Genomic DNA, 23,636 nt, shown 5'->3' on the forward strand with positions numbered 1-23,636 from the left:
CTGATAGCGCGGCCCGTCAGCCTCTCGGTGGGTTCACTGCGCGCTTAGCGTGCGCTACGGTGATCGTTGGTCGCGGTCCTTCCTGTTATCGGCGCCACCCCTGTCGGCCTTTACCGCTCGCCGACAGTCTAATGAGCAACCCGCCCAATGCCTACCCATCTTCCCGCCCTTAGGCGAGTGCGTCGGTGTCAGTGCATCGACGGCACCAGAGCCGACCGCAGGATGAGCGTGAGGAACATGGCTTGCCCGTCCTGGCGGTGGTTGAAGCGCCACGTGTACTCGTTCAGGTAGCCGAGCAGGTGCTTGGCGGAGACGGCGTGGTAGACGCCTCCGATGCCGCGCTTCACGAGTGACCAGAAGTTCTCGATGCTGTTGGTGTGCACGTCGCCGTCCACGTACACGCCGGACTTGTGACGGATACGGTGATGTGTGTAGCCCTGCTTGCCGAGATGGACGTACGTCGTGTACTCGTCGGTGTAGATCGTTGTCTCGGGCAGGACGTGCTTGGCGATGTACGGGTCGAGCGTGATCCGACTTGTGTCCTCGACCGGGTAGGCGACGACCCGTCCACCACGTTCGACCATCCCGAACACGGCAGTCTTGGTGTCCTCGACGATGCGTGGCCTGCCGGGGCGCCCGGTGCGGACCACGCCACCGATCCACGTCTCGTCCATCTCGACCTCACCCGACAGCACGTCGTCGCCCTGGGTCATCAGTTCGGTGCGGATCAGGTGGAACATGCGCCACGCCGTCTTGTATGTCACACCCAGCTCTCGCTCTAGCTGCTTGGCGGAGATGCCGCATCGAGTGCTCGTCATCAGGTAGATCGCATAGAACCACAGGTGTAGCGACGTCGAGGACTTGTGATAGATCGTCCCTGCCGTCGGGTGCAGGTGCGTCCCGCACGCCGTGCACGTCCATGACTGGCGCTGCTGGGCCGTCTCGTACCGCTTGAACGCCCGCTCCACGCCACACTGCGGGCAGCGGGCGTGTACGCCGTCCTCCGAGTAGCGGGTGCGCCACAGCCATTGCAGGCACGTCTCGTCATCCGGGAAGTCACGGACGAACTCGACGATCGAGTACTGTGACTCCGAAGACGCGGCTCGCTGCGGGTTCTTACGGTTCGCGGGTGGCATGTGGGCATTATCGCACACACACCCTATACAGTCAAGGGATAGTTCTCTCGATTTTTCGCGACCCCGCTCAGCCTCATTGATGTCAACTGGTGCCATCTGATATCTGTCCACTGTGACAGATCGTCAGACAGCGCCCGGGAACATCCGCCGTGATGATCGTCCTCCCATCCCGTCGGACTCCGCGCCATCCCCGGGCGCTGTCGGATCTGTCGCCGTCAGACGCACCGCGATGCGGCGGCCGACCATCACGCCACTCGTGTGGGACGTCGGCCCCCAACTCGGCGTGCCGGCGTCGCATCCATACGTGCGCACGTTCTGGACGCCGGTGATCGGACCGGGAGCGGTCGCGGATCTGCTGAGACTCGCCACCGCAGCATCCCGCGGCCGCTCCCTGCCGCGGCCGCTCCACATTGCGACCCTGGTGACGCACGGGCTGGTACACGCCACCGCCGGGGACGTCAGAGTCAGGCTCGTCATCCCATATCTCGACGCCGCAACGGAGGCGTTGCTCCATCCCCGCCTCAAGCGTGATCACCGGCTGGCGATCCGGACCAGGAGTGGCTGAGTACGCTCCGTCCATGAGCGCGACCGCATTCGAGGCCGTCCGGCCCGCCGCCGCCGCGCTGTCCGGCTGCACTGGGATCCTCGTCTTCACCGGAGCGGGCATCTCGACCGAGTCCGGCATCCCGGACTTCAGAGGCCCGGAAGGGCTGTGGACGAAGCTCGACCCAGCTCTCTACACCATCCAGAACTACCTCGACGACGAGGAGTTCCGGATGATGCGGTGGGAGCAGCGATTCGGGACGGCGCAAGCGGCATACGACCCGAACCCGGCCCACCACGCCGTGGTCCGGCTCTGGGAGTCGGGGAGGATGGTCGGCTGCGTGACGCAGAACATCGACGGGCTCCACCAGGCAGCCGGACTGCCTGCCGACGCGGTCGCCGAGCTCCACGGCAACACGGGAGGCTACGTGTGCTGGGACGACGACCACCCGGCGACCACCGAATCGCTCTTGGAACGCTGGGAAGCCGGCGAGAGAGACCCTCGGTGCTCGATGTGCGGCTCGGTGATGAAGCCGACCATCGTCATGTTCGGTGAGGCGCTCCCGGAGGGCGAAGTCGTCAGGGCGCAGGGCTGGACCGACGACGCCGATGCGGTGATCGTCGTCGGCTCGACGCTCGGCGTGTACCCGGCTGCCCTGTTCCCGCTCGAGATCGCCGCCCGCGGCGACCCGGCGATCATCATCAACCAGGGCGACACGGACCACGAGGGCGTCGCAACCATCCGGCTCCACGGCAGGGCGGGAACCCTCCTCCCCGCATTGGTGGATCGTCTCGTCACGGCCTGATCGGCCGCTACCCTCGGGGTCGAGCACCAGGAGGCGCAGCACCCGTGCCGCAGGACTACCGGAGCCTGGTCGCCGGCGCCAAGGCGCAGATCAGGGAGATCGCATGCGACGACCTGGCGGGTCGACTCGACGCCGTCCAGGCGATCATCGACGTCCGCGAGCCTGAAGAGCACGCCCAGGGCATCATTCCCGGCGCCCACCTCGTCCCGAGAGGGATCCTCGAGTCGAGCATCGCCGCCAAATGCCCCGACCCCGCCACCGAGATCGTCCTCTACTGCGCAGTCGGGGCCAGGTCGGCGCTGGCGGCCAAGGCGTTGCAGGAGATGGGCTACGGCAACGTGAGCTCGCTCGAAGGGGGCTTCGCAGCGTGGAAGGCCTCGGGTCGGGAATGGCGGACTCCGGGCGGCCTGACGGCCGACCAGCGTGCCCGGTACAGCAGGCACGTGTTGCTCCCCGAGATCGGCGAGAGTGGCCAGGAGCGCCTCCTCGACGCCAAGGTCATGCTCCTCGGAGCGGGGGGCCTCGGATCGCCGGCCGCGATGTACCTGGCAGCCGCCGGGGTTGGGACCCTAGGCATCGTCGACTTCGACACGGTCGATCTCTCCAACCTGCAGCGACAAATCCTCCACAACCTCGAGCAGGTCGGTCGCCTCAAGGTCGACTCGGCGACTGAGACCCTTCGGGCGCTCAACCCCGACGTGAAGATCGAGCCGTACGCCGAGCGGCTCACGGCGGCGAACGCCGTCGACCTGATGTCCGGGTACGACGTCGTGATCGACGGGGCGGACAACTTCCCCACCAGATACCTCGTCAACGATGCCTCGATGCACACCCGCACTCCCGTCGTTCACGGGTCCATCTTCCGCTTCGAAGGGCAGGCGACGGTCTTCGCTCCTTACGGCGGCCCGTGCTATCGCTGCCTGTTCCCGCTCCCCCCTCCCGCCGAGCTCGCCCCTTCGTGTGCCGAAGCCGGAGTGCTCGGGGTTCTGCCCGGGATCATCGGCTCGATCCAGGCGCTCGAAGCCATCAAGCTCGTGCTCGGGATCGGAGAGACCTTGGTCGGGCGCCTCCTCACGTACGACGCCCTCGACGAGTCCTTCCAGACCCTCAACCTGCGCCGGGATCCGGGATGCCCCGCCTGCGGCGACGAGGCATCGCCTCCGCCTCTCGTCGACTACGACGACGCCTGCGCCCCGGCGTAGATTCGGTCCCCTCGCCTGCTCGGGCTCGACTGCCGAGCGTCTCAGCCGACCGGAAGCGCTCCCGTCGAGGCATCCTGCCCGACTGCCGGAGCGCGAGTCGGGTCCCCGACGAGGGGCATGGCGAGGCTGAAGCTCGTCCAGTCGTCCTGGCGGTGGTACTCGAGGTCCCCGCCCATACGGCGGGCCAGGTCACGCGAGATCGAGAGACCGAGGCCGATCGGCTCCGGCTGCCCCGGCCGCGACCCGCCGGCGAAGGGCTGGAAGAGCCGGTCGATCATCCCGTCCGGGACGGGCTCCCCGTCGTTGCTGATGACGATGACGGCGTACCCGCGCCTCTGCGAAACGGACACGTCGATCGCCGACCTTCCATAGCGGAGCGCGTTGCGAAGCAGGTTGCGCACGATCTGGCGCACGCGCAGCGAATCGCCGAGGCACTCGCCCAGGTCGGGAGCGATGGTCAGACGCATCCCGTCGGGGTGCGGCAGCCCGGCGGCGACCCGGTTGACCTCGTAGTCGAGGTCGACGACGAGCGACTGCACCGTCAGGGCGTCTGCGGAGATCTGGCCCGCCGTGAGGTAGTCCTCGACTAGACGGGCGAGCTCGGCCGCCTCGTTACGAGCCGTGCCGATCATCTCGTCGATCTCACCGACCTCGAAGCTTGCTCGCTCGGTGACGACCAGGTCGAGCATGCCGACGACCGCGGTCAGCGGTGTCCGCAGCTCGTGGCTGACGCTGGCGAGGAAGCTGTCCTTCTCGGCGGTCGAGTTGCGGAGGCGCTCGATCTCACGCTGGGCGTCACGCCTCGCCGCGCCCCCGACCATGACACCTGCAAACGCCAGACCGGCCGCCACCCCGGCGAAGACCAGCCCGGCCGGCGTCGAGACGAGCGCGACGAAGACGCCTGCCAAAGCGCACATTGCCGCTCCCGACCAGATCGCGACTGTGTGACGTCGAGCTCGGCGCACCTGGTTGACGAGCATCGTCCCCTCGAGCTTCACCAACAGAACATCGGCACTGAGGCGCCGATTGTTGAGCGACGCTCAATCGGCGGCCAGGTCCTCGACGAGGGCGACGAGTGTCCTCACCCCGAACCCGGTAGCGCCCTTGGAGAGGTAATGCTCCGCCTTCGACGATCGGGCCGGGCCTGCGATGTCGAGGTGGGCCCACGGTGTCTCGCCGACGAACTCCGAGAGGAGCAGTGACGCCGAGATGGCACCCCCGTACCTCTCCCCCGTGTTCTTCATGTCGGCGATCTCCGAGTCGATGTGGCTGCGGTACTCCCTCTCCAGTGGCATGCGCCAGAGCTTCTCGCCGGCTCGAGCAGCCGCCGCCAGCACCCTGTCGGCAACGCCGTCGTCATTGCTCCACATCCCCGCGATGCTCGGCCCGAGCGCGATGGCGCACGAACCCGTGAGCGTCGCCACGTCGACGACGATGTCGGGTTCACGCTCGACGGCGAGTGACAGTCCGTCTGCGAGGATGAGGCGGCCCTCGGCGTCCGTGTTGAGCACCTCGATGGTCTTGCCGTTGCGGGCTGTGAGGACGTCTCCGGGTCTCTGCGCCTTGCCGCCCGTCATGTTCTCGGTGAGCGGGGCGATCCCGATCACCCGCACCCGGAGCTCGAGCTCGGCGACCGCCTGCAGCGTGGCGAACACGGCAGCCGCGCCTGACATGTCCGTCTTCATCGTCTCCATCGAAGCCGCCGGCTTGATGGTGAGGCCACCGCTGTCGAAGACGATCCCCTTGCCGACGATGGCGACAGTCGTGGCTGCGCCCACCGGGTCGTACTCGATGACGACCATCCGCGCCGGTTGATCGGATCCCGCGTTGACGGCGGCGAGCCCGCCGAAGCCCTCCTCGAGGATCTCGTCCTCGGTGTACACCCTGATCGTCAGTCCGTTGGCCGAGGCGATCTCCTCGGCTCGAGCGGCCAGCATCGCAGGAGGCTTGGCAACGGCAGGCTCGTTGATCAGGTCCCTCGCCAGCGCCACCGCGGCGGCGATGATCGTGCCGTGGGAGATCGCAACCCGGGTTTCCGTCGCGTCGTCGGCGCCCGCCAGCACGAAGTCTTCGGTCAACGGCGGCTTCGCCTCGCTCTTGTATTTGTCGAACCGGTATTGCCCGAGATGCGCTCCGAATGCGACCGCTTCGACGGCGCCGTCGATGTCGACGGCATGGAGCGTCGTCACGATACGAGTGTCTCTCGCCGTCGCCCTCGCCACGGTGCCTGCCGCCCTCCTGAGGCTCTCGGCGTCGGCTTCCTCACCGAGGCCGACGAAGACCACACGGCCGTAGGGAAGGGCGCCTGCCGTGGGGACCTCGAGGAGTTGCCCCGCCTTTCCGGTGAACTCCTGGGCGTCGAATTGGCCGGCGACCCAGTCACCGAGCGAGTCGACCGCCCACTCCGCACCCGGTCCCCACGTCAGGTCCGCCAGGACCGGCACGGCGAGCACGTCGCCCTCGTTGGCCTCGATGGGTTCGCCTGGGACGATCTGCATCAATGCTCCTCGCGTCTCGGTGCCCCGAGGATCCTACGGTGGGAAGGCGACCAGCCTGCCGAGCACGACGGCCCCGAAGGCGGTGAGCGTCGCCAGGTAGCTCAGCCCTGTCGCCGCCATCACGCCGGTGTACCGCTTCTCCCGGAGGGCCAACCACACCCCGACGACGAGGACCGCCGAGGTCGCCGCCAGTACGACGAATGCCCAGCCCATCACGGCGTCGCTGGCTTGCCATCCGAAGGCTCCCTCGGTCGCCAGGTAGGCGACGTCGAGCACGAGACCCACGCCTCCGGCAGCGGTGAGGGCCCGCAGCGACCAGCGAGGCAGGCGAGGGTCGATGAGGAACCAGTGGCCGAGCATCATCTCGGAGGTGATCCCGCCGAGGAACAGTGCTCCCGTGGCGACCGGGAGCACGGGCGATCGCGCCGCGGCTCCCGCCGCGAACACGAAGCCGGCGGCGGCCAACAGTCCCGAAGCGATCCGAGGCGACCGGGCGGCCCCGCCTGCCAGCACGGAGAGACCGATCGCAACCCATGCGGCGCCGCCCACTCCTGCAGCCGCGGCCGGCAAGCCGAACAGGGCGATCACGGCCGCCGCCAGCCATGCGTACCCCGGCCCGACGACGCGCCACCACGCCACGACGGCCGCCCCGAAAGCGAGGCCCGTCACCCACAGGGCGAGCAGAAGCGGCGGGCCGACGTCCATTCCCGGCCGGTCTCAGCGGCCCGACAACCAAGCGGCGAGCCGCTCGGCCACCGCCTCTGCGGTGAGCCCGAGGCGCTCGGCGATCTCCTCCCAGGGCGCAGACTCCCCGAAGTGATCGATGCCGATGTTGCAGCCGTCAGGGCCCGTGATGCCGGCCCAGCCGAAGGTGGCGGCTGCCTCGAGCGAAGCGACCGGGAGCCCTTCACCGAGGACGGCGGACCGCTCGTGGTCGGGGCGCGCCGCGAACGCCTCGACGCAGGGCATCGAGACGACGCGCAGCGACACTCCACGGTCCTCGAGGATGCCGGCGGCTGCCAGGGCGACGGACAGCTCGGATCCGGTGGCGACGACCACTGCGTCGCCGCCGCGGCGGGCGACGTACGCCCCTTCGGCCACGACGGATGGGTCGATGTCCTCGTCCGGGACCGGGACGTTTTGGCGGGACAGCACGATCGCCGTCGGGCCCTCCAGACGGTTGACCGCCACCTGCCACGCCCCGGCGACCTCTCCGGGTGTCGCCGGGCGGACCACCCACAGGTTCGGAATCGCCCGCAGGGCGGCGAGATGCTCGACCGGCTGGTGGGTCGGGCCATCCTCACCGAGGAACACGGAGTCGTGGCTCCACACCCACACACTCGGCAGCTCCATCAACGCTGAGAGGCGAACGGCACCCCGCATGTAGTCGGAGAACGTCAGGAACGTCGACCCGAAGGCCCGCAGCCCACCGTGGAGCGTGATCCCATTGACGATGGCGCCCATCGCATGCTCTCGCACCCCGTAGCGAACGTTGCGGCCGGAGCGATCGTCGGACGCGAAGTGACCCGCCCCGGCGTACTCCGACTTCGTGGAACCGGCCAGGTCGGCTTCGCCCGTGAGCACGTCGGGGCGCACGTCGCACAGTTGCTGGATGACCGCGCCGGACATCGCTCTGGTCGCCACGGCCTTGCCGGGTTCGTACGACGGCGCCGCTAGCTTCACCGGCTGCGGGTCGTGATGGCCGTGCCACGCCGATGCGAGGGCGCCGTCGGCGGAGCCGATCATGTCCAACCGCCGCTCCCACTCGCTGCGCGCCTGCTGTCCCCGCTCCATGGCGTGGTGAAAGAAGTCGTAGACCTGTCCGGGAACGTGAAATGGCGCCAGCTCCCATCCGAGCGCTTCTCGCGTTCTCGAGACCTCTTCCTCACCGAGCGGGCTCCCATGCGCCGAGGCCGTGTCTTGCTTCGCCGGGCTGCCGAATCCGATGTGGGTCTTGCAGTCGATGAGCGTCGGCCGGTCGGTCGCGGCAAGGGCGACGTCGATGGCTCCCGAGACGGCGGCTCGGTCGTGGCCGTCGACCGTGACCGTGTGCCACCCGTAGGCCTCGAAGCGTTGCACGACGTTCTCGGTGAGCGTCCACGCGGCCGGGCCCTCGAGCGTGATGGCGTTGTCGTCGTAGAAGGCGACCAGCTTGCCGAGCCTCCAGTGGCCGGCGAGCGAGGCGGCTTCGGACGTGATGCCCTCCATCAGGTCACCGTCGGAGCAGAAGACGTAGGTGTTGTGGTCGACGAGATCGTCACCGAAGCGGGCGTTGAGATGTGCCTCGGCGAGCGCCATCCCGACCGCGGTGCCGAACCCCTGGCCGAGCGGGCCGGTGGTCGTCTCGATTCCACGGTGGTGGTCGACCTCTGGATGCCCGGGAGTCGGCGATCCCCACTGCCTGAAGTTCTCGATGTCGTGCATGGTGATGTCGAAGCCGCTCAGGTGGAGCAGCGCGTACAGCAGCATCGAGCCGTGTCCGTTCGACACCACGAACCGGTCGCGGTCGGGCCACGTCGGGTGCTGCGGGTCGACCTTCAGGTAGTGACCCCACAGCACGGTGGCGATGTCCGCCATCCCCATCGGCATGCCCGGGTGACCGCTGTTGGCCTTCTGGACGGCGTCCATGGCCAGCACCCTGATCGTGTCCGCCGCGAGCTTCTCCGTCATCGAGCTCGCCCTGCGACGAACGGCGCTCCGGTCGTCACGCCGGCGAGGGCTCGGTGCCATCCGGCTCGACGAGCTTGCCGCGGGCCCGCACCATGGCCACCACCTTGTCCTGCAGCTTCTCGAGGCGCTCGGGCGTGAGACGGCTCCCGAACTTCTCGGCGAGCTTGTCACGCAGCTCCGGCTCGGTGAGGCCTTCGAACTTCTGACGTCTCACGACGCGGGCGACGGCGTACGCGATCGCCCCGACGATGCCCAGCTTCACGAGGGTCTTCATGACTTTCTCCTTCTCTCAGTCGACGACGACCAGGTCACGATTCGAGGCGTTGAGCCTCTCGCAACCGTCATCAGTGCAAACGGCTATGTCCTCGATACGGACGCCGAACCGGCCCGGCAAGTAGATGCCGGGCTCGATCGAAAACGTCATTCCGGGCTCGAGGAGTCTCTCGTTGCCGTCCACGAGGTACGGCTCCTCGTGGACGTCGAGCCCGATCCCGTGCCCCAGCCGGTGAATGAACCGCTCTCCCCAGCCGGCGGCTTCGATCACGGCGCGCGCCGCCGCGTCGACCTCTCCACACGCCACCCCGGGACGTGTCGCCCGAACACCAGCCTCTTGTGCCGCAGCTACCACGGCGTGCACCTCGGCCTGCTCGGCGGTCGGCTCGCCGACGACGAACGACCGGGTCGTGTCGGACTGGTAGCCCCCGACGGGGCCTCCGAAGTCGACGACGACGACGTCACCCGGCCCGATGAGACGCTCGCCTGGTTCGTGGTGGGGCGACGCTCCGTTCGGTCCGGATGCGACGATGGCGAAGTGGGACATCTCGGCGCCCTCCTCGACGGTCATCGCGCCGACCTCCTGCGAGAGGCGGCGCTCTGTCTTGCCGGAGAACCTGTGCTTCTCGAGGCGCACTGCGACGCGGTCGACCCCGGAGGCGGCGGCGCGTAACCGGTCGATCTCGGCCGGCTCCTTGACGATGCGTAGCTGCTCCATCAACGGCCCGGCCGGGATCATCCGAGTGGCCGGCAGCTCGACCTGGAGCTCGAGGACGAAACGCGCCCATGTCTCGTCCGAGACGGCGGCCGTGGCGGCTCCGGCGGCCAGCCCAGCCACGATCGACACGGGGCTCTCGGTCTCGCGCCACGGCCGGACTCGGAACACCCCGGCGAGGGCGTCCACCCGTGGCGCCTCCAACTCGGGGACGACGAGGATGGCTTCGTCGTCTGCCCGAACGACGGCCATCGTGAGCCGCTCGTTCTCGACCGCCCGATAGCCGAGCAGATAGGGCAGATCACTGCCCACGGACAAGAGGAGCGCGTCCACGCCTCGTTCCGCCATGCGCCGCCGGGCGGCATCGAGCCGCGCCGCCAAGTCGAATGTCATGACGCCGCCTCCACCGCGTCCCTGGCGTGGTAAGACGACCGCACGAGCGGGCCCGCCTCGACGTGCGCCAGTGCCAGCCGCTTCCCCTCTGCCGTATAGCGGGCGAACTCGTCCGGGTGGACGTAGCGGTCGATGAGGCGATGACGTGGCGTCGGCCGGAGATACTGGCCGATCGTGACGATGTCGACGCCGACGGCCCGCATGTCGGCGAGCGCTCCCATGACCTCGGGCTCGGTCTCTCCCATGCCGACGATGAGCCCTGACTTCACGAACCCGTCGGGGTTGAGCCACTTCGCCCTCGCGAGGAGGGCGAGAGACCGGCCGTAGCTGGCCGCGGTGCGGATGTCGCGTTGGAGGCGGAGGACGGTCTCCGTGTTGTGGTTGAGGACCTCGGGTCGCTCCGCCATCACCGTCTCGAGGGCGGCGCGGTCCCCCTTGAAGTCCGGGATGAGCACCTCGACGTCGCAATGCTCCAGCCTCGCCTCCACTCTGGCGCGGATCTCCTTGATCGTCTGGGCGAACACCCACGCACCCCCGTCCGGGAGGTCGTCGCGATTCACGGAGGTCAGCACCGCGTGGCGAAGCCCCATGGCGTCGACCGCTTCGGCGGCCCTACTCGGCTCGTCGGCGTCGACCTCGCCGGGTCGCCCCGTCGTCACGTCGCAGAAGGCGCATGCCCTAGTGCATCGGTCGCCGAGAAGCATGAGGGTTGCCGTGCCTTGGCTCCAGCACTCGTAGATGTTCGGACATTTCGCCTCCTCGCACACCGTGTGGAGGCTCTTGTCGCGCATCAGCGACTTGAGGTGGCGGTATCCGTCGGTGTCGGTCGTGGCGCGCACCTTCATCCACTCCGGGCGCTCCGGCTCGCCCGCCAGTATCCCGCGGATCGTGATCGGCACGGTCGATGGATCGCGCCCGGCGAACACCCCGGCCGCCAGCATCGCGTCCACGTCGTACGAGCGCTTCCTCGTCCCGCGGGCGAAGGCGCCGAACTGGACGTCTGTCGGGTCGGCGCCGAAGAGCTCCCGGGCGTGGCGCACGAGCCGCTCCGTCACCTCCTCGAGCGACACCTGCCTGGCGAGCAGCTGCGACATCGACGTGACCGGACGGTCGGGGATGCCGCACGGCACGATGCTCCCGAAGTACGCCAGGTCGGTTGCGACGTTGAGAGCGAAGCCGTGCATGGACACGCCCCGAGAGATCCGCACGCCGATGGCGGCCACCTTGCCTCGAGCCGTCCACACGCCCGTGTAGCCGTCCTCCGCCCATGCGTCGATGCCGAACTCGCCGAGCAGCGACACGAGCATCCTCTCGATCCGCCGTACGTGGCCGACCATGTCGTAGCCGCCGGAGAGGGCGGGAACGGCCAGGATCGGATACCCGACGAGCTGCCCCGGGCCGTGATAGGTGATGTCGCCGCCGCGATCGACGTGATGCACCTCGGCGTCGACTGCGCTCAATGTGTCGTCTCCGACGAGGAGGTTCGATCCGTCTCCGTTGCGGCCGATGGTGTAGACGTGCGGATGCTCGACGAGCAGCAGATAGTCGTCTCGAGTGCGCCCCGTCACTCTTCCCTCCCAGAAGGCCCGCTGCAGGTCCCAGGCCTCGTCGTATGGCAGCCTGCCCAGCCAGCGGACCCGGACCGCTTCTGTGTCCGGGATCGGACGGGTCACGTCAGCTCCTGCTCCCAGTCCCAGGTCTCGAGGTTCGCTTTCATCCGGCTGAGGAACAGCACGGCAGTCGACCCGTCGAACGCCCTGTGGTCCCATGTCAGGCTCAAGTATCCGATGTGGTGGATGGCGATGGCGTCCGAGCCGTCAGGCAGCGTGATCACCGTCGGGCGCTTGGCGACGGTGTCCGTCGAGAGAATGGCCACGTTGGGGACGTTGATGATCGGCGCCGTCATGAACGATCCGTACGGCCCTGGGTTCGTGATCGAGAACGTCGAGCCCGAGATGTCGTCGGGATCGAGCTTCCCGTCGCGGGCCTTGATGCTCATGGCCCTGATCTCGCGGGCGAGCCCGACGAGTTGCAGGGAGTCTGCGTTGCGAACCGACACCACCACGAGCCCCTGCTGGTTCAGATCGACGGCGATCCCGAGGTTGACCCTGCCGTGGAAGATCTGCCTCCCCTCGTCGAGGAGGAAGGAGCTGTTGACGGCGGGAAACGCCCCGAGGGCATCCATGGTTGCCCTGGCGATGAACGGCAGGTACGTGAGGCTGAAGCCTTCCTTCTCCTTGAAGGAGTCACGGTGCGCCTGGCGGACCCTCTCGACGTTCTGGTAGTCGACCTCGATAGACGCCCAAACGTGGGCGGCCGTCGCCTTGGCGTGGACGAGGTTCTCGGCGATCCGCCTCCGCAGCCTCGTCAGCTCGACGCTGCGGTCACCTTCACCCGCCTGGACGGCATGTGGCGGGGCGGGAGTGACAGGTGCGGGGGCGGGCGCCTCCGGAGGGGCAGGCCGGGCCGCGGGTGCGGCCGGCTCAGGAGCCGCTACGGGTGGCGCCTCCGGAGCCACCACATCGGGCGGCGACGCTTCTGCCGTCGCCGGCTGGGGCTCGACGGCGACCTTGGCGGCGGCGTCGCCGTCTTCGATGAAGGTCATGACGTCTTTGCGGGTGATGCGGCCGCCCTCTCCCGTCCCCCGGACCCGGTCGAGATCGACGTCGTGCTCGGCCGCCAGCCTGCGGACGACGGGTGACAGGACCCCGCGCCGGGACGTGTCGCCCTCGATGGCTGGCGCCGGCGTCGCCCGCACCGGGGAACCGGCGCCTGCTTCTACGGCCGCAGGAGCTTCGGAAGGCGCAGACGGGGCGACGGCAGCCTCGCCTGCGTCGGCAACGGGGGCCTCGGCTTCCTGCGGCGCCGCGGCGGGCTCGGCTTCCTGCACCGCCGCCTCAGCCTCGTCCTTCGGTTCATCGGAAGGGGCGGCTACTTCGGTGGGTTGCGGATCTTCTGCCTCCCCGGCCTCCGCGATCACGGCGAGCGGGGTGCCGACGCTGACCGTTTCGCCTTCGGCGACCAGGATCTCCCTGACCACCCCCGCTGCGGGCGAAGGCACCTCGGTGTCGACCTTGTCCGTCGAGATCTCGAGCAGCACCTCGTCCTCGGCGACCGCGTCGCCGGCCTGCTTGGCCCAGCTGAGGATGGTGCCTTCTGTGACGGTCTCACCCAGTTGGGGCATCGTGACCGTTACGGCCATGCGGTCCTCTCCTTGTCGTCCTGTCGGCTCTCGCAGCCGCCGTGGCTCAGTGGAGGCTGCGCCCGGCTGCGGAGAGCAGCGTCTCTCCGATCGCCTCGGCAACCGTCGGATGGGCGTGGATCAGAGCGGCCGCCTCGGCGGGGAGCGCCTCCCACGCAACGGTGTACATCAGCTCGTGGATCATCTCTCCTGCGCCCGGCCCGACGACGGTGGCGCCGAGGATCGGACCCTCCTTCTCGGCGACGACCTTGACCAGGCCGCCCGTCTCTCCCTGGATGATGGCCCTGCCGACGCCGCGCATGCCGTGCGACGACACCTCGACGTCGTAACCGGCCTCGCGAGCCTTCGCTTCCGTGAGGCCGACCGAGGCGATCTCGGGGTCCGTGTACACGACGAGCGGCACTGCCCGGTAGTCGACGGGGGCGACCCCGCCGGTCGCCATGTGGGTGATCGCCGCGATGCCCTCAGCGAAGCCGGCGTGCGCCAGTTGCGGCGTTCCCGCCACGATGTCGCCGACGGCGTACACGCCCGGGCGCCCGGTCAGCATCGTCTCGAGGTCGGTGACGACGAACCCCTTGTCGACGACGACGCCGGATCCCTCGAGGTTGGCATTGTCCGACACCGGGGCGCGGCCGACGGCCACGAGGGCGACGTCGACGGTCACGGAATCGCCTCCATAGGGAATGGTGACCCCGCTCTCGGATTTCTCGGGCTCGCCGACCTGGACGCCTGTGTGCACCGAGACGCCCTTCTTCTTCAGCTCCCTGGCCAGGATCTTCGCCGCATCCGGCTCGAGTCCGGGAACGACCTGGTCGAACATCTCGAACAGCCACACCTCGGAGCCCATGTCGCCGAGGAGGCTGGCGAACTCAGATCCGATCGCCCCTGCGCCGATGATGGCGACGCGGCCCGGCTGGTTCTCCCAGTCGAGCGCCTCGTCGCTGGTGATGACCTGCCTGCCGTCGATCTCGTAACCGGGGATCGTCCTCGGGACGGAGCCCATCGCCAGGATGACGTTGGCGGTCTCGAGGTGTCCCGTCGTGTCGTCCCCGTAGACGACGTCGACCCCTCCTTCGTGCGAGAGCCTGCCGAGCCCGTCGATGACGTCGACGCCGCGAGCCGCCAGGAGCCCGCTGAGCCCCTTGACGAGCCCGTCGACCACGCTGTTCTTGCGCTCCAGGGCACGGAGCCAATCCATCTTCGGCTCGTCTGAGACGACTCCGAACTCGGCGGCGCGGCGCACCGTCGAGAACACATGGGCGGTCTGGAGCCAGCTCTTGGCCGGAATGCACCCCCTGAGCAGGCAGGTTCCTCCGACGCGGTCCTTCTCGACGAGGGCGACGGACAGGCCGAAGTTGTGCGCGTAGAGGGCGGCGGCGTATCCGCCGGGGCCGCCGCCGATGATCGCTACGTCGTACAATGAGCCTCCGCTCCGGGCACCGCGTCGAGATTAGCGCAGCCCGGATTCCCACTCCGCCGGGGGGTCGCAGCCGCGATCGTTACGATCGAGCCGACGATGCAGACCCGATATCTCCTGTTGGCGGCGCTCGTGACAGGCATCGCCATACTCGTTGCGGCAGCGGTCTGGTTCTCGCAATTCTGAGAGGTGAAGTGACGACGATCCCGACTCCCGACCTGCGAGCCCTCATCGGAGGAGAGACGGTCATCGCCTTCGTCCCCCGGCACACGGTCGACGAGGGAGACGAGCTCGAGTTGGATGCCGGCGGGCCGAGGCAGCCGGAGGAGGTCAAAGCAGCGTACGTCCGCTGGAACGCCGATCCGCCGCCACCGGGCCCCTGGACCGGCATCGTGGTGGCGCTCGTGCCATCGGCGGTTCTCGACGCCGAGGCCGGCTCGCCGCGCCACGTGCTCGATCATGTCCCCGACGGCGACATCGCCGTGCTACGGGTCTACGGACCGGACGGTCCCGTCCTCTCCGACGAGGCATTCGCGGCAAGGCGCAAGTCGGTCGAGGGGGCTATCGAGGGGTGAAACCTCGGTTGCGGGCTTCTGCGAGCGTGTCCGGGCCGAAGGCCTGCAGCAGGTTGCGGCGCAGGAGGTCGTCGGCCTCCACTCTCGCCTCGAGGGCGGCGGCCTGAGCCTCGTCGTCGCAGTCGTACACCCGCATGTCATCCCGGGTGCCGACGAACCGGTTCCCGTCGAAGCGCCGCAGGCGACCCATCACGTGCCTCCGATCGTCACGACCGCTTGGGTGACGCCCGTGGCGCCGACGGAGAGCTCGACCGAGCCGTCTGGGTCGTCCGAGCGGGTGAATTCGATCTCCCAGCGCTCCCCGGCCGGCTCCGAGCGGGTGACCTCCCACCCTTTGGCGCCGAGGTTCTGCTCGTAGTAGAGGGCGACCTCCCCGAGCTCGGCCCTCACCCTCAAGATGACCTCGGTGTAATCCCGGGCAGGGTCGACCAGCGTGGCGCCGATGACCGCCTCGGGCGGAATGGGAAAGTCGTCCGGCACGGTCTCCGGGATCTCGCCCTCGCCGAACTCGACGCTCCCCGTCGGCGTGCTCGCATCGCCCGAGCACGCCGTGAGCGAGACGACGAGGAGAGCGAGCACAGCGGCCAGGAAGGTCATCAGGCGCGATCGCAAGTCTTCGTCTCCGGTGGAATGGCCCCTCCCGGCACTCGCCGGGCGGACCGAGTGTACCGAGAATCACCATTTGACCGGCCTCGATCATCGTCAGAACGGCTCTCGAGATCGTCGAGGCCGAGCTGGCCAGGGGGCCTTGGTTCGGGCTGCGGTGACGTCAGACCCGAGGGGGCTCGCGATACCCGCCGAAGACGTCGAGGAGCGCCTCGGTGATCTCTCCCAGGGTCGCTCTGGCGCGGGCCCCGTCGATCAGCAGCGGCATCATGTTGACGTCACTCGAGGCGGCGGCGCGCAACCCGGCGAGCGCCACATCAACCGCCTGCTGGTCGCGACCGGAGCGGACCGCGGCGAGGCGGTCCCGCTGGCCCTGCTCGATCTCGGCGCCGATCCTGAGGATGTCGAGTTGCTGCTCATCCCCCTTCACGTACTTGTTGACGCCGACGATCACCCGATCGCTCGCAACCACCGCCTTCTCGAAGTCGTACGCCGAGTCGGCGATGGCGTTCTGGAACCAGCCGTCCTCGATGCCGGCGAGCACGCCATCGAGCATCGAGCCGTTCCCGATCTCGTCGATGTAGGCGAACATCTCTTCGGCGCTCGCCTCGATGCGGTCCGTCATCTCCTCCACGTACCACGAGCCGCCGAGCGGGTCGATGGCGTCGGCGATGCCGGTCTCCTCGGCGATGACCTGTTGGGTTCGCAGGGCCAGCTCTGCGTTCTCCGCCGTCGGTAGGGCATACACCTCGTCCATGGCGTTCGTGTGGAGGCTCTGGGTCCCTCCGAGGATGGCTGCGAGCGCCTCGACGGCCGTGCGCACGACGTTGTTCGCCGGTTGCTGGGCCGTGAGTGAGACACCCGCGGTTTGCGAATGGAATCGCAGCTTCATCGAGCGCACGTCTCGGGCGCCGTACCTGTCGCGCATCCACCTCGCCCAGATGCGGCGTGCCGCCCTGAACTTGGCGATCTCCTCGAAGAAGTCGATGTGGGCGTCGAAGAAGAACGAGAGCCTCGGTGCGAAGGCGTCGACGTCGAGCCCCCGGCGCACACCTGCCTCCACGTATGCGAAACCGTCGGCGAGCGTGAAGGCGAGCTCCTGGGCGGCCGTGGCGCCTGCCTCGCGGATGTGGTACCCGGAGACCGAGATCGTGTTCCAGCGCGGCACGTGCTCGGTGCAGAACTCGATCATGTCGACGATGAGCCGCATGTGCGGCTTGGGCGGGAAGATCCACTCCTTTTGGGCGATGTACTCCTTGAGGATGTCGTTCTGCAGCGTGCCTTCCAGCCGGTCCCAGGCGACGCCCTGCTCCTCGGCTGCCACGAGGAGGAAAGCGAACAGGATCTCGGCGGGACCGTTGATCGTCATCGAAACCGACACGTCGCCGAGCGGGATCTCGGCGAAGAGGTCGACCATGTCGTCGGCGGCGCTCACCGCCACCCCGCAATGGCCGACCTCGCCTGCGGAGCGGGGATCGTCGGCGTCGAGGCCCATCAACGTCGGCATGTCGAAGGCGACGGAGAGCCCACCCTGGCCCTGCGAGAGGAGGTAGCGAAACCGCTCGTTGGTGTCGCGCACCGAGGCGAACCCTGCGAACTGGCGCTGCGTCCACAACCTGCCGCGGTAGCCCGAGGCGTGCACACCCCTCGTGTACGGGAACTGGCCCGGATAGCCGATGGCGTCGGGAACCTCTCCTTCCGCCGGCAGCCCCAGAACGGGGACCTCCTCGAACGACATCGTCTCGAAGCGCTGCTTCCTGAGACGGGACGCTTCGTACTCTTCACGCCACCGGTGGCGACCCGTGCCGGTCACGCCTCTTCCTTCCACAGTGCGTCGATCTCGTCCTGTGTCGCCGGCTCGGCGATCGCGCCGATGGCAGCCAGGTAGTCGGCCTGCAGGTCGAGGACGGCGACGACGTCGGCACCATCGTACGTGTGGCCCCGTCGATGGAGTTGTTCCTGGGCATAGGCGGCGGCGTCGAGGCCTCCCACGACGGAGGCGGGCGAGCCGGCGGGTGCGGCTTGGAGGTAGCGCACCTCCCACTCGAGTAGCCGCCTCACCCCGGCGCGCCCGAGACGGGCTCTGGCGGGGTCGTCGAGACGCTCCCAGATGTGGTCGATCGACTCCTCGACGCCGTACACGACGACCTCGCCCGTCCGGCCGCGTCGCTCCTGCCACGCGAAGCCTGCGGCGATCGCGACGAACAGGACCAACAGGATCCCGGCAGCCAGGTACGGACTCATCACCACGAATGGTAGAGATCGCCGGGTGCTCAGCCTGCCGCCATGAGTGAGATACCGACGCCGGCGAGCACCAGCCCGACCGTCTGCACCCGCTCGATCCGCTCGTCCGTGAGCAAACGCGCCAGGGCGACGGTGAACCCCGGGTAGAGCGAGGCGATCACGCTCACCAGCGTCAGGAAGCCGAGGCGGACGCCGCCGAGGAAGAAGGCGTTGGCCAGCATGTCGATCGCCCCGGCCGCCAGCGACAGCCGCACATCAGGAGGCGCCAGCGCAAGCGACTGTCCCTTGAGGAACGCGATCGCGGTGAACACCGGGATGGTGGTGAGGCGAGCCGCCACCAGCGGAACGACGCCCGTGTCGGAGCCCGTCGTGTCGAGGATGATGAAGAACAGCGCGAACCCGAGCCCGGCGATCACACCGTCGAGGAGCCCCGGCGGAAGCCCGGCACCCTGGCGGGCGATTCGCTCGTGCGCATGGCTCCTGGAGAGCAACGGAAGGGCGACGATGCCGACGGCGACACCTGCGAGCGGTACCGCGCCCGGGCGCTCACCGGTCACGAGCCCGTAGAGCACCGGCAGGACGGCGGCTCCAAGTGCGGTCACCGGGGCGACGAGGCCCATGCGGCCTCGCCCCATTCCCCGGTACAGGAAGGCAACGCCGCTGGTCCCTGCCAGCCCGGCGAGAGCTCCGCGCCCCACGATCTCGAGGCCCCAGGCACCCGGGAACAGGGGTAGCAGGGCGAGCGCCACGACCAGGCCCCCCACCTGGGCGATGGCCGTGACCGGGATGGCGGCGGACGACCTTCGGGTCGCGATGCCGCCGATGAAGTCGCCCACGCCGAACGAGACGGCGGACATGAGGGCGAGGAACGGTGCCAATGGCTCCTACAAGCCGATCCGCTCGGCGAGGAGCGCTCGCCAGGCGCCGGCTTCTCCGAACATCAGCTGCGACGCCTTGGCTCGCTTGAAGTAGAGGTGGGCGTCGTGCTCCCATGTGAAGCCGATCCCACCGTGGACCTGGATCGTGGCTGCCGCGACGCCGAAGAAGGCGTCGACGCAATGTGCCTTGGCGATGGCTGCGGCCGCCGGTAGCTCGACGGCGCTCGCCGAGGCCGCCCAAGCCGCGTGGTATGCCGCCGAGCGAGCGGACTCGACTGCGACCAGCATGTCGGCGCACATGTGCTTGACAGCCTGGAAGCTGCCGATCGCCCTCCCGAACTGCTTGCGGCTCTTGGCATAGTCGACGGACATGTCGAGACAGCGCTGCGCCGCTCCGACGCACTCGACCGCCAAGCCGACCGCCGCCACGTCGTAGAAGCGATCGAGGACGTCGCCTCCGGCACCCCCGAGCCTGCCGCTCTCCGGCACGAAGACGTCATCGAAGGCGACCCTCGCTTGCTTGCGGGTCATGTCGAGGGTCTCGAGCCGAGTGCGGGCGACGCCGGTCGCCGTGGCCTCGACGGCGAACAGGTCGAGGGAACCCTCGTCGCTGCGTGCCACCACGATGAGTGTGTCGGCGCTGTGCCCGTCGACGACGAAGGACTTGACGCCGTCGAGCCGGAACCCACCTGCTGCCGCGGAGGCGGTCGTCGCCACGGTCTCGGCATCCCAGTTCCCACCTTCGTCGACCACGGCGACCGCCAGGCGGCGCTCCCCGGCGGCAACCTCCGGCAGGAGCGCCTTCTTCTGTTCCTGTGAGCCCGCCAACAGGACGAGGTTGGCCCCGAGCACGATCGATGAGAAGAGCGGCGAGGGCAGGAGGGCGGCGCCGGTCTCCTCGAGCACGATCGCCAGCTCCGTGTGCGTGAACCCTGCGCCGCCGTACTCCTCCGGGATGTGCATGGCGGGCCACCCGAGCTGCGCCGTCTCGAGCCAGAGCGCCTCGTCGAAGCCCGTCTCCGTCGCCATGAGCTCCCTGACTCGCGACGAGGGGACCTTGTCGGCGACGAAGGCGCGCACCGAGTCGCGCAGCATCGCTTGCTCCGGTGTGAACGTGAACTCCATGCGGCGGCGATTGTCGCATGTTGGAGGATGGGTCCGCACGGGTCCCCCCACCCGTTCCGGCGTCCCCTCGTCGCACCACTGCGATCTGGGGACGCCGGAATCGGAAATGACCCCCAGGTCGCGTTAGCCTCGGCGCAATGAGCGCTCCCTGGCACATCGAGACGGGGGGCGCCCTCGTGCGCAAGGTGACGGTGGGGCCATACGAGAACAACGCCTACGTCGTGGCCTGCCGCGCCACGAGAAAGGCGGTGCTCATCGACGCGGCAGCCGAGGCGGACAGGCTCGTCGCAGAGTGCAAGGACGTCGAGGTGGAGGCGATCCTGACGACCCACGGACACCTCGACCACGTCGGAGCGGCCCGGGAGGTTGCGGACCGGCTGGCGGTGCCTTTCCGCCTGCACGAGGCGGACCTGCCGATCGCCGAGATGCGGTCCGACGAGCCGCTCACCGAGGGGGACCTCGCAGTGGGCGAGCTCGTGCTTGACGTCCGCCACACTCCCGGCCACACGCCGGGATCCATGTGCATCGTGACCGAGGGGTTGGTCTTCTCCGGCGACACGCTCTTCCCGGGCGGACCCGGAGCGACGAGGTTCGCCTATTCGAGTTTCGACGAGATCATCGCCAGCCTCGAGCGCCGGCTCTTCACCCTCGACGATGCCACCCTGGTGATGCCGGGCCACGGCCTCGATACGACCATCGGGACAGAGCGGCCGTCGCTCGGGGCGTGGGTCGAGCGCGGCTGGTGACGACAGGAGGCACGATGCAATACGGGATGCTGGTGGAGCCGCAGCTCGGCGGGACGTATGAGGACCTGCTGCGGGTGGCTAGCTGGGCCGAAGGCTTCGGCCTGGGCACGTTCGCCCGCTCCGACCACTACCTGGCGAACGACAAGTCGCGGCACGCCACGGACGCCCTTGCGACGCTTGCCGGCCTGGCGAGGGAGACGGGCAGCATCGAGCTGAGCGTGCTGGTCTCACCGCTCACCTTCCGGCATCCCGCCGTGATCGCCAAGACGGCCGCGACGATCGACGAGATGTCCGGGGGACGGTTGGCGCTCGGTGTCGGCACTGGGTGGATGGAGTCGGAGCACGAGAAGCTCGGGATGGAGCTGTACCCGCTGCGGGAACGGTTCAGCCGCCTCTTCGAGACCCTGCAATACCTTCGCATCGCCTTCGGCAGGGAGCCGGGACCGTTCGCCGGCAGGCATTACGGCATCGGCGACGTCGACGTTCACCCCAAGCCGACAGGGAGGCTGCCGATCGTCGTGGGAGGCGGTGGAGCGCACAAGACGCCGTCTCTGGCCGGCCGGTTCGCCGACGAGTACAACATGTTCGTCACGGACGCCGATTCGCTCACATCGAGGCTCGACGTGATGCGCGCCGCGGCCAAGGAAGCCGAACGTGACCCCGAGGAGATCCTCATCTCGTTCGTCGGCACGGCTCTCATCGGTGACGACGATGCCGATTACCGCGAGCGCCTGGCTGCCGGAGCGGCGAAGCGAGGCATCGAGCCTGCCGAGCTCGAGGAGCGCTACGCCTCGCGGGGCCTTCCGATCGGAACCGCTGACAAGGCGTCCGAGATCGTCTCCGACTACGCCGCCAGTGGCGTGCAGCGGTTCTACCTGCAGGTGTTCGAACCGATCGACGCCATCGACACCGACGACTTGGAGCGTCAGTTCGCGGCGATCACGGGGTGACCTGGCCGCGGGTTCTCGTGGCCGGCGGGTCGATCGGCGGCCTCACGGCCGGGCTGCTGCTCAGCGAGCTCGGATGCGACGTCGACGTCTTCGAGCGGTCGAGCGCCGCGCTCGAGGAGCGCGGCACCGGCATCGTCGTGCTGCCGGTCACCGAGCGCTACTTCACCGAGCGAGGCGGAGAGGACGAGCGCGTCAGCCTCCAGCTGACACACTGGACGTACCTCGACGAGACCGGCCGGGTGATCTCGGCAGACCCGGACAACTTCCGCTTCAGCGGCTGGAACACGGTGTACCGAGCACTGCTCGAGGCGTTCGACGCCGATCGCTACCACCTCGACTCGGAGGTGGTCGGTTTCGACCGGCGCCATGACGGGGTGACGATGCGTCTTGGAGACGGCCGCGCCATCGACGGGGACCTGCTGGTGTGTGCGGACGGGATCGCATCGACGGCTCGCTCGATCCTCCTGCCGCACGTGCAGCCCGTCTACGCGGGCTACGTCGCCTGGCGCGGCGTCACCGAAGAGCGGATCCTCTCGGCCGAGACCCGCGAGACACTGCGCGACGCCATGGTGTATCAGGTGCTCGACCACGGCCACATCCTCGTGTACGCCATCCCCAACCACGACGGTGATGTGACGCCGGGCAGCCGGATCATGAACTCGGTGTGGTACCGCAACTACCCGGCGGGTGGGCCGTTCGAGGACCTCATGACGGACCGGGCCGGGGTGCAGCGCACCGCGACGGTTCCCCCCGGCGCCATCCGCCACGAGCACGTCGAGGAGATGCGGGCGACGGCCTCGACGACGCTGGCGCCGCAGATCGCCGAAGTCGTGCTCGGATGTGAAGAGCCCCTCATCCAGGCCATCTACGACCTCGAAGTCCCGCAGATGGCCTTCGGGAGGGTCTGCCTCGTCGGCGACGCCGCCTTCGGTCTGCGGCCCCACGTCGCCGCAGGGCAGGCGAAGGCCTGCGCCGACGGTTGGGCGCTACGCGATGCCCTCGCCGGGTCCCGCGGAGACGTCGACGGCGCACTGGCGTCGTGGGAGCCGCGTCAGCTCGCGCTCGGCCGCGGCGCGGTCGAGAAGACGAGGTCGATGGGCGTCAGGTCGCAGTTCGAGGGCACGATGGTGGCCGGCGACCCGACCTGGAAGTTCGGCCTCTGGGAGCCGGGAAACTGACCCGGCCGGCTGTGGCGACCCCTGCCCCTCGGCTCAACGCCGTCTCCCGCTCCCCGGGGGACCGGCGAGCGGACGCAGCCCCGAGCCGAGGGGGTCGCCGAGAGGGCGTGGACCCCTGCCCCTCGGCTCACGTTCATGCGCCCGACAGCGCCCCCCAACGCTGTCTCCCGCTCTGCGGGGGACCTTGCCCCTCGGCTCGCGTTCATGCACCCGACATTGCCCCAACGCCGTCTCCCGCTCTGCGGGGGACCGGCGAGCGGGCGCAGCCCCGAGCCGAGGGGGTGGCTGGGAGGGGTGGACCCCTGCCCCTCGGCTCACGTTCATGCGCCCGACAGTCCCCCCAACGCCGTCTCCCGCTCTGCGGGGGACCGGCGAGCGGGCGCAGCCCCGAGCCGAGGGGGTGGCTGGGAGGGGTGGACCCCTGCCCCTCGGCTCACGTTCATGCACCCGACAGTGCCCCAACGCCGTCTCCCGCTCTG

23 protein-coding genes are annotated in these 23,636 nt (G+C 68.8%); 7 read left to right on the plus strand and 16 right to left on the minus strand.

Going from position 1 to position 23,636, the window contains the following annotated elements; all coding sequences use genetic code 11:
- Nucleotides 1-188: 188 nt before the first annotated feature.
- Nucleotides 189-1,136, minus strand: a complete 948-nt coding sequence (locus VGC47_15015; protein HEX9856620.1) for an IS1595 family transposase — start codon at nucleotides 1,134-1,136, stop codon at nucleotides 189-191.
- 229 nt (nucleotides 1,137-1,365) lie between these two features.
- On the opposite strand from VGC47_15015, the gene VGC47_15020 reads away from it, so the two are divergent.
- From VGC47_15020 to moeB, 3 genes are read left to right on the plus strand one after another with little or no spacing between them, the layout of a single operon-like run.
- Nucleotides 1,366-1,701 carry a hypothetical protein gene (locus tag VGC47_15020; GenBank protein ID HEX9856621.1) on the plus strand — a complete coding sequence of 112 codons (336 nt, stop codon included), beginning with the start codon at nucleotides 1,366-1,368 and terminating at the stop codon, nucleotides 1,699-1,701.
- A 13-nt stretch (nucleotides 1,702-1,714) separates the two neighbouring features.
- Nucleotides 1,715-2,485, plus strand: coding sequence for a Sir2 family NAD-dependent protein deacetylase (locus VGC47_15025; protein HEX9856622.1), 771 nt, complete (start codon nucleotides 1,715-1,717; stop codon nucleotides 2,483-2,485).
- A 44-nt stretch (nucleotides 2,486-2,529) separates the two neighbouring features.
- Nucleotides 2,530-3,687, plus strand: a complete 1,158-nt coding sequence (gene moeB, locus VGC47_15030) for a molybdopterin-synthase adenylyltransferase MoeB (protein HEX9856623.1) — start codon at nucleotides 2,530-2,532, stop codon at nucleotides 3,685-3,687.
- A gap of 41 nt (nucleotides 3,688-3,728) precedes the next feature.
- Here moeB and VGC47_15035 read toward each other — a convergent pair whose 3' ends face one another.
- Genes VGC47_15035 through lpdA form a run of 9 tightly spaced genes read right to left on the minus strand, consistent with a single transcriptional unit; the run spans nucleotide 3,729 to nucleotide 14,858 of the window.
- On the minus strand, nucleotides 3,729-4,685 hold the full coding sequence (locus tag VGC47_15035) for a HAMP domain-containing sensor histidine kinase (protein ID HEX9856624.1): 957 nt from the start codon (nucleotides 4,683-4,685) through the stop codon (nucleotides 3,729-3,731).
- A gap of 42 nt (nucleotides 4,686-4,727) precedes the next feature.
- A complete protein-coding gene (locus tag VGC47_15040) occupies nucleotides 4,728-6,185 on the minus strand; it encodes a leucyl aminopeptidase (GenBank protein HEX9856625.1) in 1,458 nt (485 codons plus the stop codon).
- A 33-nt stretch (nucleotides 6,186-6,218) separates the two neighbouring features.
- Nucleotides 6,219-6,890, minus strand: a complete 672-nt coding sequence (locus VGC47_15045) for a hypothetical protein (protein ID HEX9856626.1) — start codon at nucleotides 6,888-6,890, stop codon at nucleotides 6,219-6,221.
- Between the two features lie 12 nt (nucleotides 6,891-6,902).
- Nucleotides 6,903-8,855 carry a transketolase gene (tkt, locus tag VGC47_15050; protein ID HEX9856627.1) on the minus strand — a complete coding sequence of 651 codons (1,953 nt, stop codon included), beginning with the start codon at nucleotides 8,853-8,855 and terminating at the stop codon, nucleotides 6,903-6,905.
- Nucleotides 8,856-8,889: 34 nt separating this feature from the next.
- Nucleotides 8,890-9,129, minus strand: a complete 240-nt coding sequence (locus VGC47_15055; GenBank protein HEX9856628.1) for a hypothetical protein — start codon at nucleotides 9,127-9,129, stop codon at nucleotides 8,890-8,892.
- Nucleotides 9,130-9,144: 15 nt separating this feature from the next.
- Nucleotides 9,145-10,236, minus strand: coding sequence for a Xaa-Pro peptidase family protein (locus VGC47_15060; protein HEX9856629.1), 1,092 nt, complete (start codon nucleotides 10,234-10,236; stop codon nucleotides 9,145-9,147).
- Nucleotides 10,233-11,909, minus strand: coding sequence for a lipoyl synthase (lipA, locus tag VGC47_15065; protein HEX9856630.1), 1,677 nt, complete (start codon nucleotides 11,907-11,909; stop codon nucleotides 10,233-10,235). Before lipA ends, VGC47_15060 begins: the two co-directional genes overlap by 4 nt.
- A complete protein-coding gene (locus VGC47_15070) occupies nucleotides 11,906-13,438 on the minus strand; it encodes a dihydrolipoamide acetyltransferase family protein (GenBank protein ID HEX9856631.1) in 1,533 nt (510 codons plus the stop codon). Before VGC47_15070 ends, lipA begins: the two co-directional genes overlap by 4 nt.
- Nucleotides 13,439-13,484: 46 nt before the next feature.
- Entirely contained in the window at nucleotides 13,485-14,858 is a 1,374-nt protein-coding gene (gene lpdA / locus VGC47_15075; protein HEX9856632.1) for a dihydrolipoyl dehydrogenase, read from the minus strand.
- Between the two features lie 191 nt (nucleotides 14,859-15,049).
- Here lpdA and VGC47_15080 point away from each other — a divergent pair, with 191 nt between their 5' ends.
- The gene (locus VGC47_15080; protein ID HEX9856633.1) at nucleotides 15,050-15,430 is read left to right on the plus strand and encodes a hypothetical protein; all 381 of its coding nucleotides are present in this window, start codon (nucleotides 15,050-15,052) and stop codon (nucleotides 15,428-15,430) included.
- Here VGC47_15080 and VGC47_15085 read toward each other — a convergent pair.
- The 6 genes from VGC47_15085 to VGC47_15110 form a co-directional block, all read right to left on the minus strand.
- Nucleotides 15,417-15,620, minus strand: coding sequence for a hypothetical protein (locus tag VGC47_15085; protein ID HEX9856634.1), 204 nt, complete (start codon nucleotides 15,618-15,620; stop codon nucleotides 15,417-15,419). The genes VGC47_15080 and VGC47_15085 overlap by 14 nt on opposite strands.
- Nucleotides 15,620-16,027: a hypothetical protein gene (locus VGC47_15090; GenBank protein HEX9856635.1), complete on the minus strand. Its 408-nt coding sequence runs from the start codon at nucleotides 16,025-16,027 to the stop codon at nucleotides 15,620-15,622. Before VGC47_15090 ends, VGC47_15085 begins: the two co-directional genes overlap by 1 nt.
- A 172-nt stretch (nucleotides 16,028-16,199) precedes the next feature.
- Complete coding sequence (locus VGC47_15095) at nucleotides 16,200-17,849, minus strand: methylmalonyl-CoA mutase family protein (protein ID HEX9856636.1); 1,650 nt, start codon at nucleotides 17,847-17,849, stop codon at nucleotides 16,200-16,202.
- Nucleotides 17,846-18,280: a hypothetical protein gene (locus tag VGC47_15100; GenBank protein HEX9856637.1), complete on the minus strand. Its 435-nt coding sequence runs from the start codon at nucleotides 18,278-18,280 to the stop codon at nucleotides 17,846-17,848. The genes VGC47_15095 and VGC47_15100 overlap by 4 nt, the downstream gene beginning before the upstream one ends.
- 29 nt (nucleotides 18,281-18,309) lie before the next feature.
- On the minus strand, nucleotides 18,310-19,158 hold the full coding sequence (locus VGC47_15105; GenBank protein ID HEX9856638.1) for an EamA family transporter: 849 nt from the start codon (nucleotides 19,156-19,158) through the stop codon (nucleotides 18,310-18,312).
- A gap of 6 nt (nucleotides 19,159-19,164) precedes the next feature.
- On the minus strand, nucleotides 19,165-20,283 hold the full coding sequence (locus VGC47_15110; GenBank protein ID HEX9856639.1) for an acyl-CoA dehydrogenase family protein: 1,119 nt from the start codon (nucleotides 20,281-20,283) through the stop codon (nucleotides 19,165-19,167).
- 137 nt (nucleotides 20,284-20,420) lie between these two features.
- Here VGC47_15110 and VGC47_15115 point away from each other — a divergent pair, with 137 nt between their 5' ends.
- The 3 genes from VGC47_15115 to VGC47_15125 are packed head-to-tail and all read left to right on the plus strand — an operon-like array spanning nucleotide 20,421 to nucleotide 23,157.
- Nucleotides 20,421-21,029 carry an MBL fold metallo-hydrolase gene (locus VGC47_15115; GenBank protein ID HEX9856640.1) on the plus strand — a complete coding sequence of 203 codons (609 nt, stop codon included), beginning with the start codon at nucleotides 20,421-20,423 and terminating at the stop codon, nucleotides 21,027-21,029.
- A complete protein-coding gene (locus tag VGC47_15120) occupies nucleotides 21,026-21,979 on the plus strand; it encodes an LLM class flavin-dependent oxidoreductase (protein ID HEX9856641.1) in 954 nt (317 codons plus the stop codon). Before VGC47_15115 ends, VGC47_15120 begins: the two co-directional genes overlap by 4 nt.
- Nucleotides 21,976-23,157: an FAD-dependent monooxygenase gene (locus tag VGC47_15125; protein ID HEX9856642.1), complete on the plus strand. Its 1,182-nt coding sequence runs from the start codon at nucleotides 21,976-21,978 to the stop codon at nucleotides 23,155-23,157. Before VGC47_15120 ends, VGC47_15125 begins: the two co-directional genes overlap by 4 nt.
- The last annotated feature ends 479 nt before the right edge of the window (nucleotides 23,158-23,636 follow it).

It is taken from the genome of Acidimicrobiia bacterium, assembly GCA_036396535.1.
GTDB lineage: Bacteria > Actinomycetota > Acidimicrobiia > Spongiisociales > UBA5794 > DASWKR01.